Below are 17,145 nucleotides of genomic sequence, written 5' to 3' on the forward strand. Positions count from 1 at the left end.
CATTCGACAATGGCGTGTGTACAACCGGCGTTGCAGCACCCCGGATACGGCCCAAATCGGGTTGGCGGCCCCGCTTACATATGGTCTATTGCCGCGAAACGCGGAGCCTGATGTGACACCCCGAGCGCACACCCACAGAAAAGCGGTCATTTTCACGGTTGACGCGGGGTGGCTCGGCTATGCGCTGCTGGCGGCCCACCGTATCGTCACCCTTGCAACCCCCCTTGATTTCGACGTTATCATCGCGAGCCTCGACCCGCTTGCGATCCCGGACGACTTGGCCCAACTGGGTATTCGGAACGAAGTCCTGGACCTCAATGCTACGCTGCAAGGCGAAAACCTGCCCTTGCGCTGGCTGCCTTCGATTGCCTATCTGCGGCTCTGGCTTCCCGGTATCTTCCAGAACCAATACGACCGCATCCTTTACCTGGATGCCGACACCTACCTTTGCAGCCCAGATTTATCACGCCTGTTCGATGTCGATCTCGGTCCGCACGCGCTCGCTGCGGCGCTCGACAAGGAACATTTCTGGCAGGGCGAAAAACCGATCATCGACTTTGAAACCCACGACATCGCGGCCAACCGCTATTTCAATTCCGGCGTCCTCCTGATTGATACCACCGCCTTTGCCGAGCAAGGATTGCTTGCTGAGATGCTCGCCGTCAACCAATCGGGAATTACCCTCAAATACCACGACCAATCCCTTCTCAACATGGCCGTCCAGGGGCAGTTTGCCGAGCTTTCACCCCGCTGGAACTGGCAGTTTCCGAACAGGTTTCCGGCCTACACCCGGATGGCGCGCCCATGCCTGATCCATTTTTCAAACAACCCGCGCCCTTGGCAGGGCTACGAGGAAGAAACCCGCTTCCCGCGCCCCATCATCGAAACCTACGCCGTTGGCGACACATCCGCTCCCCCGGATCGCAAGCCGTTGCGAGAACCACTTTTGCATCAACTCGACAACCTCATCGGCCATGTGCAGTACCTGCCGCGCTACCTGCGATACATGTCGCGGCACAAGCACCCATTCGAAACCCGACTTTAGGCCACAATCCCCGTTGCGCATGGCGCTCCCCCTGCGCTAGGCACACTGCATCCAAAAAGAGGACTTCCCGTGGCGCGCGCTTGGCAAAGAATGCTCTCCGGTCGCAGGCTTGACCTGCTCGACCCGACCCCTGTGGATATCGAGATTGAAGATATCGCCCACGGTCTCGCTTTCGTGGCTCGTTGGAACGGGCAAACGCTCGGGGATTTTGCCTATTCCGTGGCCGAACATTCGCTGCTGGTCGAAGAGCTTTTCAGCCGCATGTACCCGACCGCACCAACTAAATGGCGCCTTGCCGCGCTTTTGCACGACGCCCCGGAATACGTGATTGGCGACATGATTTCCCCGGTCAAGGCCGCCGTCGGCCCGGATTACGGCAAGCTGGACGACCGCTTGACGGCAGCCATTCATATCCGGTTTGGCCTACCCGCCGAAACCCCGAAGCGGATCAAATCCCAGATCAAACGCGCCGACCGGATCAGCGCGTGGATGGAAGCCACCCAGATCGCTGGTTTCTCGACCGCCGAGGCGAACAAGTTCTTTGGCAAGCCGGACCCGGCCATCATCGATGGCCTGTCGATCCGCCTGCGCCCACCGCTTGAGGTACGCGCCGACTATACCGCGCGCCACGCAGACCTGTTGGCCCAGCTATGACCCTGCATATCCGCCGCGCCGGCGCGCTCGACAGCGGCGCCATGAGTGATCTGTTGAACGAGATCATCGCCATCGGAGGCACCACCGCCCTCACCGCTCCCATGTCGCGCGACGCCTTTCAGGCCAAGATGGAGAAAAATGCGGCCCACTCGGCCTGGCACCTGGCCGAAGACGCTTCCGGCACGCTGCTCGGCTTTCAATGGATTGCCCCCTACCCCGACCTGCCGCCCGAGGCCTGCGACATCGCCACCTTCGTGTGCGTGGGCCGCACGGGACTGGGCACCGGATCGGCGCTTTTTGAGGCCACAAAAACCGCCGCGCGCGCCCTGGGCTATGATTGGATCAACGCCAATATCCGCGCCGACAATTCGGGGGGTCTGGCCTATTATCAAAGCCGGGGGTTCGAACCCTACCAACGGCTGACAGGGGTCACCTTGTCCGATGGCCAGACCGTCGATAAAATCCTGAAACGCTACGAGTTGTAACGCCCCGCACTTTCATTGTTCCAAAAATACTCACATCCACCCTGTCCACATACCCCGAACCGAGCGGTTCACGCCACCGACGCAATACCGACAGGATACCGACGCATTACCGACGTCGCAAAACGGTGCTTTCAGGATGTCTTAACGCGGGCTGCGCTTGGCCAGGATACGCTGCAATGTCCGGCGATGCATGTTCAACCGGCGGGCCGTTTCACTCACGTTGCGGTCGCACAATTCATAAACCCGCTGGATATGTTCCCACCGCACCCGGTCCGCGCTCATCGGGTTTTCCGGCGGCGGGGGAAGCTCCCCTTCCCGGCTGATCAGCGCATTCATGATATCGGCCGCATCTGCGGGCTTGGACAAATAGTCGGTCGCCCCGATCTTGACCGCCGCGACGGCGGTGGCAATCGCGCCATAGCCGGTCAGCACAACAACCCGGGAATCCTCGCGTTTTTCGCGCAGCACCTCGACCACATCAAGCCCGTTGCCGTCTTCCAGCCGAAGATCCACAACCGCGTATGCCGGGGGGCGGGCCGTGGCAATCGCCTTGCCTGCCGCGACGGAAGAAGCGGTTTCCACTTCGAACCCGCGTTTTTCCATGGCTTTGGCCAACCTGCGCAGAAACGGCTCGTCATCATCCACCAGAAGCAAGGATTTGTCCGGTCCGATCTCCTGCAGGTTTTCTTCCACCATGCGCCTCTTCCCTATAGCATTTTCCAAGTTTTAACTTGGTGCACGGCCCGGGTCAAACGCCATGGAACTATTACATGTTTTCAAGGAAGCACCCTACCCGTTCCGCCATCTGATCAGGTGTCACATCCCGGCGGAAATACTCGACAAACCCGTGCCCGGGCAGCGTCAAATAGGTAAAGGTCGAGTGGTCCACGAGGTAGAATTCCTCGTCCCCGTCCTCGGGTTCCTGTTTTTTGTAATAGGTGCGATAAGCTTGGCTGGCCGCCTTGATCTGCGCAGGTGAGCCGGTCAGCCCCAACATGCGCGGGTGCAGGTAGTCGGTGAACTCCGCCATGACCTCCGGCGTATCACGTGCCGGGTCGATCGAGATGAATACCGGCTGAACCATTTTTCCATTTGTTTCAAGGATTTCAACGGCTTCCGCGTTGCGCGACGTGTCCATCGGACAGACATCGGGGCAAAAAGTGTAGCCGAAATAAAGCAGCGACGGTTCCGTCAGAACATCCTTGTCGGTCACGGTTTCCCCGGTCTCGCTGACCAGTTCAAACGGCCCGCCAATAGCAGACGCTCCCCCGGCCACCTGCCCTTCTCGGCACTGGGCAAACTGATCATCGTCACCCGTGTCTCGAGAGATGAACCAAATTCCACCCAGAACGAGGATCGTGGCAAAAACGGCAATGATGGCGGCAATACGGGCCATGGCGGCACCTCTGGCAAAGTCATGTTGAATGATGTCTGGCAGAGACCTAACAATTGATCGGGCAGAGACAAGTGGAAAGGCGCGCCAATGTCGGATTTTTCAAGTGAACTGCTCTCTGTCGGGGGCCGGAGAAACTGGATTCGGCTGCGCACCATCATCTTGGTCCGCTGGATCGCCATTTTCGGGCAGGTCGTCGCTCTGGTGATCGCACAGTTCACTTTTGATCTCGAACTGGAATTCGGGCTTTGTTATCTGGCGGTGGGCATTTCTGTGATCGGCAACCTGATCGCGATGTTCGTCTTCCCGGAAAACAAGCTGCTGTCGGAAACCGAAAACAGCTTCATGATCCTTTTTGACCTGTTGCAGCTTTGTTTCCTGCTGTTCCTGACGGGGGGGTTGAACAATCCGTTCTCTGTTCTGGTGGTCGGTCCGGTGACAATTTCCGCGTCGGTTCTTTCCGTACGCTCGACCGTGATCATCGCGTCGCTTGCCATCGCGCTCGTCACGATCATGCTGGAATACTATATGCCCCTGCGCACGCAGCAGTATTTCGTGTTGCGTATCCCCGATGTGTTCCTGTTCGGCAGCTGGGCCGCCATCGTGATCGCAATCCTGTTCAGCTCGGTTTATTCGCGCCGCGTGGTTTCGGAAATGTCCTCCATGTCCGAAGCGCTTGCCGCGACTCACATGGCGTTGGCGCGCGAACAGAAGTTGACCGACCTTGGCGGTGTTGTCGCCGCCGCCGCGCATGAACTTGGGACGCCACTCGCCACAATCAAACTCACCAGCGCCGAGCTGATGGAGGAGCTCGACGATCACCCCGAATTGCGCGAAGACGCCGCGCTGATTCGCGAGCAGGCGGATCGGTGCCGCGATATCCTGCGCTCAATGGGGCGTGCCGGAAAGGACGACCTGCATCTGCGCAAGGCACCCCTGTCAACCGTGATAGAAGAAGCCGCCGACCCGCATCTCGGTCGCGGTAAAGATGTCCTGTTCGAACACCACGATCTTGAAAACGCGCCCATGGTCCTGCGCCGACCAGAAATCATTCACGGCCTGCGCAATCTCGTCCAGAACGCCGTGGATTTTGCGTCCACCACGGTCTGGGTGGAAACGGAATGGACAGACTATACGATTTCCATTCGCATCATGGACGATGGTCGCGGTTACCCTCCGCACCTGATCGGACGGATCGGGGACCCCTTCGTGCGACGCCGCAGATCTGAACGGGACCGCGCACAGCGCCCGGGTTACGAAGGCATGGGGCTTGGTCTTTTCATTGCCAAGACTCTGCTCGAACGGTCTGGTGCAGAACTCAGCTTTGCCAACGGGTCGGGCGATTTCACTCCCAACAGCGATGAGCCTTCACGGTCTGGCGCAATTGTCGAGGTCGTCTGGCCGCGGCATCTGATCGATGCCGTCTATGGCGAGCATGCGGTGGAGATGGGGCAAAACCCGGTGATTTCTCAATAGGTTTTTGTGGGTTAACAGATCCTTAACCCTGGCCGGACGACTATGTTTTCCCGGACCCCATCACGAGAGGCCCCCAATGTTTGACTCTGGGCTCATTTCCTATGTCTTTGCCGTCCTTGTCAGCACGGCCATCGTGCTCACGGTTCTGACGCTGGGTCATCGCCTGCGGAAATCAGGAGAAACGACAGAACATACCCATGGCCGCACGAGCCACGAGGCGGCCATCTTTCTTTTTCGCGCGGGCGTACTGGTGGATGCCAACCCGCTTGGGTTGGAACGGATCGGTCCTTTGCGGTCTGCGGAATATGTCTGGGGCGATCTGTATCAAGCGCTTGTGTCTGATTTCCCCGAATTTCCGACCGTCCAGGGCGCGGACAAGGAACGGTCCTGCATAACCCTTCGCGCCAAGGATCCCGCCCGGTCCGATTTTGCAATCATTGATCAACGGGGAAATACGGCGAGAGTCACGATTCATGCCGACCCTGGACAAATACCCGCCCGCAACAACCGGGCCTGGAAGGCGGTAGCCAACGCGCCCTACCCGATCTGGCAGGTCGACAAGGCCGGACAGGTCATATGGCGGAACGCTGCCTATGACTTGCTCGCCAAACGGCTGGGGCACGAAGGTGATCAGGGGCACCCGATCTTCGACATTGACCTGGACCTGCCCGACAAGGAGCCATTTCGAACCGGGATCACCGATAAATCTCACAACCAGACATTCTGGTACGACATCATTCGCGTCAGTACCGGGGACGAAACCATGTGCTATGCCAGCGACGCCAATGCCATCGTGAGCGCGGAAATCGCCCAGCGCAATTTTGTCCAAACCCTGACCAAAACCTTCGCACAGCTCTCGATCGGGCTAGCCATTTTTGACCGCAACCGACAACTTGCCCTTTTCAACCCGGCCTTGATCGACCTCACGGTACTGCCTGCAGATTTTCTGTCGGCCCGCCCCAGCCTCGTCGCCTTCTTTGACAGGATGCGCGAAAACCGGGTCATGCCAGAGCCCAAGAATTACGCCAGCTGGCGTGAGCAAATCGCCGAACTGGTGGTTGCTGCAGCCGACGGGCGTTACGCGGAAACTTGGACCCTGCCATCGGGGTTGACCTATCGCGTCACGGGGCGGCCACATCCGGACGGTGCCATTGCCTTTCTGTTCGAAGACATCAGCGCCGAGATTTCGCTGACCCGGCGTTTCCGGGCCGATCTTGAGCTGAACCAGTCGGTAATCGATGCTTTGCCCGACGCCGTTGCCGTTTTCTCGGCAACGGGACGGCTGAGCTTGTACAATTCATCCTACTGCACCCTCTGGCGAACTGACCCGGACACGAGCTTTGCCGAGTACACGTTGCGCGACGCGTTACCAGTTTGGCGCAACGAAGCAATTGAGACGGAAGCGTGGGCGCAACTGCAAGCCTTTGTCATGGCGCCGACCGACAGGACCCCGTGGAACGAAACGGTCGAAATGCGCACTGGCGAACGCATTTATCTGTCGGTTCACCCGGTTGACAGGGGAGCCACGCTGATCCGGTTCTGCATTGCCGCCGAAGCAGCGAATGCACCATTGGCGTCCGTTCCGGAACCGATCTGAACCGAACCGCTTGCAGGTGCCGGGGTTCGCTGTAGTCTTGCGCCATGACGCGCCAAAGCACGACCCTTTTTCTAAATACTCCCGATGAAACCGCCGCTCTTGCCAGGTGGATCGCACCCGGCTTGCGGCCCGGGGACGTGCTGCTTTTGCAGGGCGACATCGGCGCGGGGAAAACCCATTTTGCCCGCGCCCTGATCCAATCCTTATTGAGCGAACCAGAGGACGTTCCGTCCCCTACATTCACGCTGGTACAAACCTACGAAACGCCCAGATCCGAAATCTGGCACGCGGACCTGTATCGCCTGACATCCCCGGATGAGGTTGTGGAGCTTGGGCTGACGGACGCGTTCGAAGATGCCATCTGTCTCGTTGAATGGCCTGATCGACTGGCAGAATTGGCACCCCAAAGCGCCCTTCGACTGGACTTTTCGCTTGGAGGCACCGAAGGCCAACGCAAACTGACCCTGTCCTGGCAAACCGGCCGGTGGACACCCCTTGTCCAAGAGATTTCCCAATGAGTGAACGCAACACCCGGATTACCCGGTTTCTTGAGGAAAGCGGCTGGAATGATGCAGCACGGGCCTCACTAGCCGGTGATGCCTCCAACCGCCGCTACGAACGCATCACCCGCAAGAACGGCACGGTGGCCGTGCTGATGGATGCGCCGCCGGACAAGAACGAGCCTGTCACGGGTTTCGTTCATATCGCGAAGCACCTCAGAGATACCGGCCTGTCGGCACCGGAAATCCTGGCCTGTGACACCGAGCATGGCCTTCTTCTACTCGAAGACCTGGGCGATGATCTATTCGCGCGGGTTTTGGTTTCGAAACCAGACCAGGAAATGCTCCTTTATGCGGCCGCAACAGACGTGCTGGTCGCACTACACCAGACACGCCCCCCCTCTGGCCTGAAGACATACGGCCCCGAGGTCATGACCAACATGGCCGCACTCTCATATGATTGGTATGCACGAGGGGCGGATCTGGAGGTCGACAAGGCGAAAAGCCGGTTCATGCTGGCCTTCCGGTCGCTATTGGATCAGCACGCAAACGACACAAGCGTGCTTGTCCAGCGCGACTATCACGCCGAGAACCTGTTGTGGCTTCCGGATCGCCGGGGGGTCGCGCGGGTCGGGTTGTTGGATTTTCAGGATGCCATGTTGGGACACTCCGCCTATGATCTGGTTTCGCTTCTGCAGGATGCCCGGCGCGATGTGTCCAGCGACGTGGAAACAGCGATGATTACTCGATACCTCGCCGCAACTGATGTTGACCCCGAACATTTTCAGACCGCCTACGCGGTTTTGGGCGTTCAGCGGAATCTGCGTATCCTTGGCGCCTTTGCCCGGCTGTCCATGCATTTTGCCAAGCCGCATTATGTCGATCTCATCCCGCGCGTCTGGGGTTTTGTCCTGCGCGACCTGGAGCACCCGGCACTTGCCGTGATCCGCGAACAGGTGCTTGGTGACCTGCCCGAGCCATCCCCCGCCCTCTTGCAAAAGCTGAAAGACAAATGCGGCAAATACCCCGTTCTGTGATGATGTTCGCGGCTGGTTTCGGAACGCGTATGGGCGCCCTGACCGCCGACTGTCCCAAACCCCTGATCCCGGTTTGCGGCGTTCCGCTGATCGACCACACGCTTGCGCTTGTCAGAATGGTTGAACCCGAGCGCATCGTCGCCAACCTGCACTACCTGCCGGAGCAGCTGCGCGCGCACCTGGCGGATACGGATGTTCGGATGTCACATGAAACGCCCGACATCCTCGACACCGGGGGCGGGCTCCGGCATGCCCTGCCGCTCTTGTGGGAAGGTCCGGTGATGACCACGAATACTGATGCGATCTGGTCCGGACCAAACCCTTTCGGACTGGCGCTTGAGCATTGGGATCCCAACAAAATGGACGGACTGCTGGTCTGCGTACCCCGTTCCCAAACGCTCGGCCATGCTGGCAAAGGTGATTTCCTTCTGTCCCAAACCGGCCAAATCACACGCGGTCCGGGTCTGATCTATGGTGGTGTGCAAATCCTCAAAACCGAAGGACTCGCCGACATCCCGGACAAGTCCTTTTCCCTGAACCTGCTTTGGGATCAGATGATCCGGGACAAACGCCTTTTCGGGGTCAGCTACCCGGGCAAATGGTGTGACGTGGGCAATCCCGACGGTCTGCGCCACGCGGAATCCTTGTTGAAAGAAACCCATGTTTGACCCCACCGACAAAGCTCGCGTCTTTGCCGTGCCCCCGGGCTCGGATTTTCCGGCGGCCCTTGTCCGGGGGTTGAACGACCGCCTCGCCCATCGCCCGCCTATTGAAATGGCCCGCGTGCAGCTTGTTGTGAACACCGCGCGCATGGCCCGGCGGGTCAAAGCGCTGTTTGACACTGGTCCCGCCCGACTTTTGCCCCGCATCCAGTTGCTGACCGATCTGGGTCGTGGTGTCGGAGCTGCCGACCTCCCCGCCCCGGTCCCTGCCCTGCGCCGTCGTTTTGAACTGATCCAGCTGATTTCCCGACTCCTGCATCAACAACCTGATCTGGCGTCGCGCGCGTCGATTTACGATCTGGCGGACAGCCTTGCTGGCCTGATGGATGAGATGCAGGGCGAAGGTGTCTCATTTGATGCGATCGAAGCGCTGGATGTGACCGATCAATCTGGGCATTGGGCGCGAGCCAAGGCGTTTCTCGGAATCGTCCGGCACTTTCTGGATGATGTTGATACCGCACCCGACGCGCAAAGCCGTCAAAGGATGATCGTCGAGCGCATGATTGAAGACTGGCGGGTCAACCCCCCGGCACATCCTGTCATCCTTGCCGGGTCCACCGGCTCTCGTGGCACAACCATGCTTCTGATGCAGGCCATTGCCCGGCTGCCTCGGGGCGCGATCATCCTGCCCGGTTTTGATTTCGATACGCCCGATGCGGTCTGGGACGCCCTGTCAGACCCGCTGCAAAGCGAGGATCACCCTCAGTTCCGGTTCCGCAAACTTATGGACCGGCTCGAGATTGCAGCGAACGATATCCAGCTCTGGAGTGCAGATCACCCGCCCTGCCCCGCGCGCAACAAGCTGGTTTCGCTCGCGTTGCGTCCAGCCCCCGTTACCGATCAATGGTTGACCGAAGGCCCGACCTTGCGCGATCTAAACCATGCCACCCATAACGTCACACTGATCGAGGCCGCCTCGATGCGCGAAGAGGCGCTGGCCATCGCCGCGCGCTTGCGCCAGGCGGCAGAGGATGGCCAAACCGCCGCCCTGATCACCCCCGACCGGATGCTGACCCGTCAGGTTGCGACCGCACTGGATCGCTGGGACATCGAACCCGATGACAGCGCCGGTACGCCGCTGCAACTCTCTCCGCCGGGGCGCTTTCTGCGCCACATAGCGGCTCTGTTTCAGCACAAACTGACCTCCGAAGCCCTGCTGACCCTGCTCAAGCATCCGCTCACCCACAGCGGACAGGATCGCGGCCCCCACCTGCGCCTGACGCGTGAACTTGAACTTTGGATGCGGCGCAAGGGTGTGACCTACCCCGATCCCCAGTCGCTCTTGGCATGGGGTACTGCCAAGGGCGACGACGCGCCGGATTGGGTGAATTGGCTGATCGGGGCCTTTTGCTGCTACAAAGATACGGGCGAAGTCGATCTGGCCATCCGACTGGAAACCCACCTTGCGCTGGCCGAACGCATTGCGCAGGGACCGGGCGACGGATCTGGCGAGCTTTGGCAGAAGAAGGCTGGGCAAGAAGCCCGGAAGATCACGCAGGATATGCGGGATCACGCCGACATTGCCGGGCCGATCTCTGCCACCGACTATGGCGACCTGTTCGGAGCGATCCTGTCACGCGCCGAAGTGCGCGACAGGGACAGCGGCCATCCCGGTATCCTGATCTGGGGCACGTTGGAGGCCCGCGTTCAGGGTGCCGATCTGGTCATTCTTGGCGGGCTGAACGAAGGAAGCTGGCCCGAAGCGCCAAGCCCCGACCCGTGGCTCAACCGTAAAATGCGTCATGATGCGGGGCTTCTTCTTCCTGAACGCCGCATTGGACTTTCCGCGCATGACTTTCAGCAGGCAGTCCTGGCACCAGAAGTCTGGATCACCCGCGCCATTCGGTCTGATGAAGCGGAAACCGTTCCCTCGCGCTGGATCAACCGCTTGACCAACCTCCTTGGCGGTTTGCCGGATCAGGGCGGACAGGATGCCTTGCAGGGCATGCTCTCGCGCGGGGCCTATTGGCTCGATCTCGTCCGCGCAATGGAAGACTTCCCCTCGGTCGACCCTGTAAAACGCCCCTCACCCATCCCGCCCCCTGCGTCCCGGCCCGACCATCTGTCCGTGACAGAAATCAAACGCCTGATCCGGGACCCCTATGCAATCTACGCGAAGCATGTATTACGCCTGCGACCGCTGGACCCTCTGATGCGCACACCAGACGCGCTTTTGCGCGGGATCATTGTGCATGATGTCCTTGAAGAGTTCATCAAGAACGCAGGTGGGACTGACGCGATCACCCGCGAGCGACTTTTGCAAATATCAGAGACTGTTCTTGCCAAAAACGTCCCATGGCCTACGGCACGGGCCCTGTGGAAGGCGCGGATGGAACGCGTGTCGGACCACTTTGTTTCATCGGAACACGCCCGCATGAAGCGGGCGCAACCCGTCGCCTTTGAAGACAAGGCAACCGGGCGGATCGACTCGCTCGATTTCACCCTGACGGCCAAGGCCGACCGCATTGACCGGGCCGAGGATGGGCGGTTGATCCTCTATGACTATAAAACCGGCAGTCCGCCATCCAAGGATGAGCAAATCCACTTTGACAAGCAGCTTCTGCTGGAAGCGGCCATGGCCGAACGTGGGGAGTTTGCTTCGCTTGACGCGGAAACCGTGGCCGATGCGATCTACATCGGACTGGGTTCCTCACCCAAGGATGTACCGGCCCCGCTTGGAGAAACCGCGCCGCAACAGGTCTGGGAAGAATTCGTCACCCTGATCACCCACTACAAGATCGACGGCAAAGGCTTTACCGCCCGCCGCGCCATGCATTCCGAAAGCGATGCAGGCGATTATGACCAGCTCGCGCGCTTTGGCGAATGGGATGCCACCGACGCCCCCGATCCCGAGGAGCTTTGTTGATGCAACGCAACGACGCCACCGAACGCCAAGTTCAGGCCGCAAGCCCACGGGACAGTACATGGCTTTCGGCCAATGCCGGATCGGGAAAAACCCGCGTTCTGACGGATCGTGTCGCCCGGCTGTTGCTCGAAGAGGTCTCGCCACAGCACATTCTTTGCCTGACCTACACCAAGGCCGCCGCAAGCGAGATGCAGAACCGCCTGTTCAAGCGGCTCGGCGCGTGGGCAATGAAGAACGACGACGATCTATGCAAGGAACTTCTGGAGCTGGGTGTTGAAGGCGAAACCACCGCCGAAGACCTGAGAAAGGCCCGCACACTCTTTGCCCGCGCAATTGAAACGCCGGGCGGTTTGAAAATTCAGACAATCCACTCGTTCTGCGCCTCACTGTTGCGTCGGTTTCCCCTCGAAGCCGGGGTTTCGCCCCTTTTCAAGGAAATGGAAGACCGTGCCGCCGCGCTTTTGCGTGAAGAGATCACCGACCGCATGGCCGAAGGGCCGGATAGCGCGCTTGTCGAGAACCTCGCCAGGCATTTCACGGGTGAAAGCCTCGACAAGCTCACGTCGGCGATTGTTCACAGCGCGGATGCGTTTCGCACGCAGGTGGACCGTGCCGCACTTGCAGCTGCATTTGGTGTCGAACCCAATCTGGACGAACACTCCCTTCTCAGATCGGTCTTCTTGGGCGGTGAAGAACAGCTGCTCCAAAGCCTTTTGGCTGCGTTGCGCACTGGCGGAACCATGGACAATAAGGCCGCGGACAAACTACAGACTTTGACGGAGCTGGACATGTCGGCGTTGCCGGTTTTGGAAGGCGCGTTTCTTACCGGAAGTGGTGCCAAAGAGCCGTTTTCCGCCAAGTTAGGCTCTTTTCCGACAAAGGGTGTTCAAAAGGATCATCCCGATCTGATCGCACAGATTGAGCCGCTGATGCTTCGTGTCGAAGCCGCTCGTAACCAACGGCTTACCCTAGGCGTCATTAACCGCGGCCTTGCGCTCCATGCCTTTGGGCATAGCTTTCTGCAGCACTACGAAGAACAAAAGCAGCTGCGCGGCTGGCTGGATTTTGACGACCTGATCCTGCGCGCGCGGGCACTACTCAACGAACCGGCCGTCGCGGAATGGGTGCTCTACCGGCTGGACGGTGGCATCGACCACATTCTTGTCGATGAAGCCCAAGACACCAGCCCGGCTCAATGGCAGGTGATCGAACGTCTGGCCCAGGAATTCACCAGCGGAAGCGGAGCGCGTTCTGACGTGGCGCGGACCATCTTTGTTGTGGGCGACAAGAAACAGTCGATCTACAGCTTTCAGGGCGCCGACCCGGCAGAATTCGACCGGATGAAGGATGAATTCGCCGCGCGCATGGCGCCCTCGGGCCACAGCCTGCAAAGCCTGAGCCTTGAATACTCCTTCCGCTCCTCCTCGGCGATTCTTGGTCTGGTGGATATGTGTTTCGAGGGGCGCGAGGCCGCAGGCTTCCCACGGGAAAACCTGCACCGGGCGTTTCACGCCGACATGCCCGGCCGCGTTGATCTCTGGCCCGTGGTCGAACCCGGTCCCAAGGCGGAAAAGGACGATTGGTTCGATCCGGTTGATCGGTTAGGCGAAACCCACCACACGGTTGTTCTGGCCGAACGGATTGCGGATGAGATCAAGCGCCTGATCGACACAAAAGAGACTATTCCGGCGGAACAACTTGAAAACGGCACGTTTGAGCAACGTCCGGTTCAAGCAGGCGACTTTCTGATCCTGGTGCAACGGCGCTCTGATCTGTTTCACGAAATCATCCGCGCCTGCAAATCGCGTAACCTGCCCATCGCGGGCGCGGACCGCCTCAAGGTCGGTGCGGAAATGGCCGTGCGCGACCTTGGCGCGCTTCTCTCATTTCTAAGCACGCCCGAGGACTCGCTCTCGCTGGCCACCGTGCTGCGATCGCCCCTGTTCGGATGGAGCGAGCAGGCCCTTTTTGACCTGGCCCATCGGCGCAAATCGAAATTTCTCTGGGAAGAGTTGCGTGGGCGTCGCGCAGAGTTTCCAGAAACACTGGCCGTGATCGACGACCTCATGGGTCAGACCGATTTCCTGCGCCCTTATGACCTCATCGAACGCATCCTGACCCGCCATGAAGGGCGGCGCAAACTGCTCTCACGGCTTGGGTCCGAGGCTGAAGATGGCATCAACGCGCTTCTGAGCCAGGCATTGACCTATGAAAGCAACGCCATACCCAGCCTGACCGGATTCCTGCTCTGGATGGAAACCGATGATCTCGAAATCAAGCGCCAGATGGACAGCGCCGGCAATCGAATTCGGGTGATGACGGTGCATGGCTCCAAGGGGCTGGAAGCGCCGATCGTGATCATGCCGGATACGGCCCAGCGTCGGGTTAAGACAGACGCCCTGATCGTACCCGTGAATGGACATGCGACGTGGAACACGGCGTCGGATGCGGCCCCCGGACTGCTCATGGACGCGCGGGGAAAAATGGCCGATGCGCAGAGCGCGGAACGTCTGCGCCTTCTGTACGTCGCCATGACCCGTGCCGAAAAATGGCTGATCGTGGCGGCGGCGGGGGATTTGGGGAAAGATGGTCAAAGCTGGTACGACACGGTGCGCGACGGCATGACCCGTATTGGCGCCGATCCTCGGGCCTTTGCCGGAGGCGAGGGGTTGCGGTATTCCCACGGAGATTGGTCTGGACCCGTCATCGAAACAAAACAGGAGGAAACCCCTGCGAAGCCGGACATCCCCGATCTGCTCCTACGCCCGGCTCCCGAACCAGGTCGCACGCCAGCCGCGCTAAGCCCATCAGACCTTGGCGGCAGCAAAGCATTGCCGGGCGAGGAGGGGCTCGACGACGAGGCCGCCAAGCGACGAGGCACACAAATCCATCTGTTGCTGGAACACCTACCCGATTTCGCGCCCTCGGAATGGCCCCAGGTGGCCCGTACGCTTCTTGAAGCAAGCGATACCCGACTTGAACCAAATGAATTCCAGGATCTTCTGAAAGAGGCCTGTTCTGTCGTGGAAAATCCCGCGCTCTCGCCACTTTTTGCAAGGGATACGCTGGCCGAAGTGCCTGTGACGGCCGATCTTGGCACCCAGCGCCTGCATGGGATCATCGACCGGCTGCTGATCCTGCCGGACAGGATTGTCGCCGTCGATTTCAAAACCAATGCTGTTGTCCCAAAGTCACCAGAAAAAGTGCCAGACGGTCTTTTGCGCCAGATGGGGGCCTATGCGCATGCTCTGAAACAGGTCTTCCCCGGGCAACCTATTGAAACGGCAATCCTTTGGACGCGCACCAGTGAACTCATGGTGCTACCACACGATCTTGTGACAAATTCGCTTGCTGCCACAGGATACCTTGACGCCCCCCAAGAGGCTCCCTAGGTTCAGCCAACCCAATTCCACTCAGGAGAAACCTCATGGCAACCGTCGCTGTCACCGATGCCACCTTTGATGAAGAAGTAAAGAATTCCGACGTCCCTGTGGTCGTTGATTTCTGGGCCGAATGGTGTGGCCCCTGTAAACAGATCGGCCCGGCGCTCGAAGAGCTGTCCGCCGAACTGGAAGGCAAGGTGAAAATCGCCAAGGTCGACGTGGACAGCAACCCCAACTCGGCTGCGGCAATGGGCGTGCGCGGCATCCCGGCGCTGTTCATCTTCAAAGACGGTCAGGTTGTGTCCAACCGCGCAGGCGCCGCACCCAAGGCCGCGCTGCAAAGCTGGATCGAAGATTCGATCTGATCCGAACGGGATCGAAATTCAGGGGCGTCTCTTGCGAGACGCCCTTTTTTGTTTCCAGTCATACAGGCCAGCCCAGCGCCACCAACCGCGCACGGATGTTTTCCTCAGCCTCAGGCCGCCCGGCATTGATCGACTTCTGTTGCAGGAACCACCAGACATAGCCCGCATAATCCGGCGCCATCCGGGTGACTGCATCAAACGCCCCTTCAATCCCAAGTCGACAAACATCCGCCGCGATGTGGTGAAAATCGATCTTGGCAAAGGTCACGCAAGGCTTGCCAAAGAAAAACCCGGCAAAGGCAACGCTGGAATTCTGGGTCACGACGTAATCACAGCGTGGCAACAGCGTTTCCATCTCGCCCATCCGAAGCTCCAGCCGCTCGTGTGCCGCATCCAGATTTTCCAGCGCGGCAAAATCCTCTTCCGAATAGACCTCCTTGGGATGCAGCGCCGCGATCACGCGCCGCTCCGTATCCTGTTCAAGCGTTTTTTTGATCATCTCAACCGGGCTACACATCTGGAACGACCGATGCTGTGTCAGACGGCCCTGAAGGGGGATGTAAACAAACTCCTCACGTCCCACCGATTTCAACGGCTCCTTGAACAGCCGTTTCTGCCAGAATCCAAAGAACTGATCCGCCGCCTTGCGATCCACAGCGTCAGGTTCGAACGACGCCTGCGCCACGTCCCAGTTCCAACGCTCATTGGTGCGTTCGATCTGCCAGAAGGGATAATAGTAGGCCCGGCGGATCGTGACAGAACCGGTGGCAAAAGGCTCTTCCATGTGGAAAAGCGAATAGCCCGGCGCTTTCGGATCGGCCATGTCCGGATCGAGATATTCCGGCTTGAATCCCGCACCCCCCAGAACCGAGGCGATCTTGTTGAGAAAATTGTGCTCGCCAGCCTCGGCGCTCTGTCGCAGCCCGTCGGGTAGGTAGAACCGAACCTGTTTTGTATCACTCATGCCGCCGACGCTAAGCCGATGACAAACCCGCGACAAGGGCCACCCTTGTGCATGGGCGGCGTGGGCCTCATATAGGGCGTCAAGCAAACAGGAGAGCCCCATGGCGGATGACCAGTTTCCCGGTTGGCACGGCACAACGATCATCGGTGTCAAAAAAGACGGCGAAGTCGTCATTGCAGGCGACGGCCAGGTGTCGCTCGGCCAGACCGTGATCAAGGGCACGGCGCGCAAGGTGCGCCGCCTGAAACCCGGCGGATACGATATTGTCGCCGGATTTGCCGGCTCAACCGCCGATGCGTTCACACTTCTCGAACGGCTGGAAGCCAAGCTTGAAGCGACCCCCGGCCAGCTGGCCCGCGCCAGCGTGGAGTTGGCCAAGGACTGGCGGACCGACAAGTACCTGCAAAAGCTCGAAGCGATGCTGATCGTGTCGGATGGCGCGGATATTTTCGTGATCACCGGGGCAGGGGACGTGCTAGAACCCGAACATGACGTGACCGCGATCGGATCAGGCGGTAACTATGCGCTGGCCGCAGGCCGGGCGCTGATGGAAACCAATCTTTCCGCCGAGGAAGTCGCCCGCAAGGCGATGGCAATTGCCTCGGATATCTGCGTCTACACCAACGGCAACCTGACTATCGAAAAGATCACCAAGTAA

15 protein-coding genes are annotated in these 17,145 nt (G+C 59.5%); 12 read left to right on the plus strand and 3 right to left on the minus strand.

Annotated features, from left to right (window positions below; genetic code table 11):
• Positions 1–112: 112 nt before the first annotated feature.
• From ACS3QZ_RS14530 to ACS3QZ_RS14540, 3 genes are all read left to right on the plus strand, one after another.
• A complete protein-coding gene (locus ACS3QZ_RS14530; protein WP_456038489.1) occupies positions 113–1,045 on the plus strand; it encodes a glycosyltransferase in 933 nt (310 codons plus the stop codon).
• Between the two features lie 90 nt (positions 1,046–1,135).
• On the plus strand, positions 1,136–1,699 hold the full coding sequence (locus ACS3QZ_RS14535; RefSeq protein WP_456039346.1) for an HD domain-containing protein: 564 nt from the start codon (positions 1,136–1,138) through the stop codon (positions 1,697–1,699).
• Entirely contained in the window at positions 1,696–2,184 is a 489-nt protein-coding gene (locus ACS3QZ_RS14540; protein ID WP_456038490.1) for a GNAT family N-acetyltransferase, read from the plus strand. Before ACS3QZ_RS14535 ends, ACS3QZ_RS14540 begins: the two co-directional genes overlap by 4 nt.
• A 141-nt stretch (positions 2,185–2,325) precedes the next feature.
• Here the strand turns inward: ACS3QZ_RS14540 and ACS3QZ_RS14545 are convergent, their stop codons facing one another.
• Positions 2,326–2,880, minus strand: a complete 555-nt coding sequence (locus ACS3QZ_RS14545) for an ActR/PrrA/RegA family redox response regulator transcription factor (RefSeq protein ID WP_093092224.1) — start codon at positions 2,878–2,880, stop codon at positions 2,326–2,328.
• Between the two features lie 70 nt (positions 2,881–2,950).
• Positions 2,951–3,580, minus strand: coding sequence for an SCO family protein (locus ACS3QZ_RS14550; protein ID WP_456038491.1), 630 nt, complete (start codon positions 3,578–3,580; stop codon positions 2,951–2,953).
• An 87-nt stretch (positions 3,581–3,667) separates the two neighbouring features.
• Between ACS3QZ_RS14550 and regB the strand changes: the two genes are divergently transcribed.
• From regB to trxA, 8 genes are all read left to right on the plus strand, one after another.
• Positions 3,668–5,053: a sensor histidine kinase RegB gene (gene regB / locus ACS3QZ_RS14555; RefSeq protein WP_456038492.1), complete on the plus strand. Its 1,386-nt coding sequence runs from the start codon at positions 3,668–3,670 to the stop codon at positions 5,051–5,053.
• A 76-nt stretch (positions 5,054–5,129) separates the two neighbouring features.
• A complete protein-coding gene (locus tag ACS3QZ_RS14560; RefSeq protein ID WP_456038493.1) occupies positions 5,130–6,650 on the plus strand; it encodes a PAS-domain containing protein in 1,521 nt (506 codons plus the stop codon).
• A gap of 44 nt (positions 6,651–6,694) precedes the next feature.
• Positions 6,695–7,168, plus strand: a complete 474-nt coding sequence (tsaE, locus tag ACS3QZ_RS14565) for a tRNA (adenosine(37)-N6)-threonylcarbamoyltransferase complex ATPase subunit type 1 TsaE (RefSeq protein ID WP_456038494.1) — start codon at positions 6,695–6,697, stop codon at positions 7,166–7,168.
• Positions 7,165–8,187 (plus strand): aminoglycoside phosphotransferase family protein, encoded by a 1,023-nt coding sequence (locus ACS3QZ_RS14570; RefSeq protein WP_456038495.1) that lies wholly within the window; start codon positions 7,165–7,167, stop codon positions 8,185–8,187. Before tsaE ends, ACS3QZ_RS14570 begins: the two co-directional genes overlap by 4 nt.
• Positions 8,163–8,855 carry a nucleotidyltransferase family protein gene (locus ACS3QZ_RS14575; protein ID WP_456038496.1) on the plus strand — a complete coding sequence of 231 codons (693 nt, stop codon included), beginning with the start codon at positions 8,163–8,165 and terminating at the stop codon, positions 8,853–8,855. Before ACS3QZ_RS14570 ends, ACS3QZ_RS14575 begins: the two co-directional genes overlap by 25 nt.
• Positions 8,848–11,775: a double-strand break repair protein AddB gene (gene addB / locus ACS3QZ_RS14580; RefSeq protein ID WP_456038497.1), complete on the plus strand. Its 2,928-nt coding sequence runs from the start codon at positions 8,848–8,850 to the stop codon at positions 11,773–11,775. Before ACS3QZ_RS14575 ends, addB begins: the two co-directional genes overlap by 8 nt.
• Entirely contained in the window at positions 11,775–15,167 is a 3,393-nt protein-coding gene (addA, locus tag ACS3QZ_RS14585) for a double-strand break repair helicase AddA (RefSeq protein ID WP_456038498.1), read from the plus strand. The genes addB and addA overlap by 1 nt, the downstream gene beginning before the upstream one ends.
• Before the next feature lie 35 nt (positions 15,168–15,202).
• Entirely contained in the window at positions 15,203–15,523 is a 321-nt protein-coding gene (trxA, locus tag ACS3QZ_RS14590; RefSeq protein ID WP_456038499.1) for a thioredoxin, read from the plus strand.
• Between the two features lie 58 nt (positions 15,524–15,581).
• On the opposite strand, the gene ACS3QZ_RS14595 is transcribed toward trxA, so the two are convergent.
• Positions 15,582–16,487: a hypothetical protein gene (locus ACS3QZ_RS14595; protein ID WP_456038500.1), complete on the minus strand. Its 906-nt coding sequence runs from the start codon at positions 16,485–16,487 to the stop codon at positions 15,582–15,584.
• Positions 16,488–16,587: 100 nt separating this feature from the next.
• On the opposite strand from ACS3QZ_RS14595, the gene hslV reads away from it, so the two are divergent.
• The gene (gene hslV, locus ACS3QZ_RS14600) at positions 16,588–17,145 is read left to right on the plus strand and encodes an ATP-dependent protease subunit HslV (protein ID WP_456038501.1); all 558 of its coding nucleotides are present in this window, start codon (positions 16,588–16,590) and stop codon (positions 17,143–17,145) included.

The organism is Shimia sp. W99 (genome assembly GCF_053851455.3).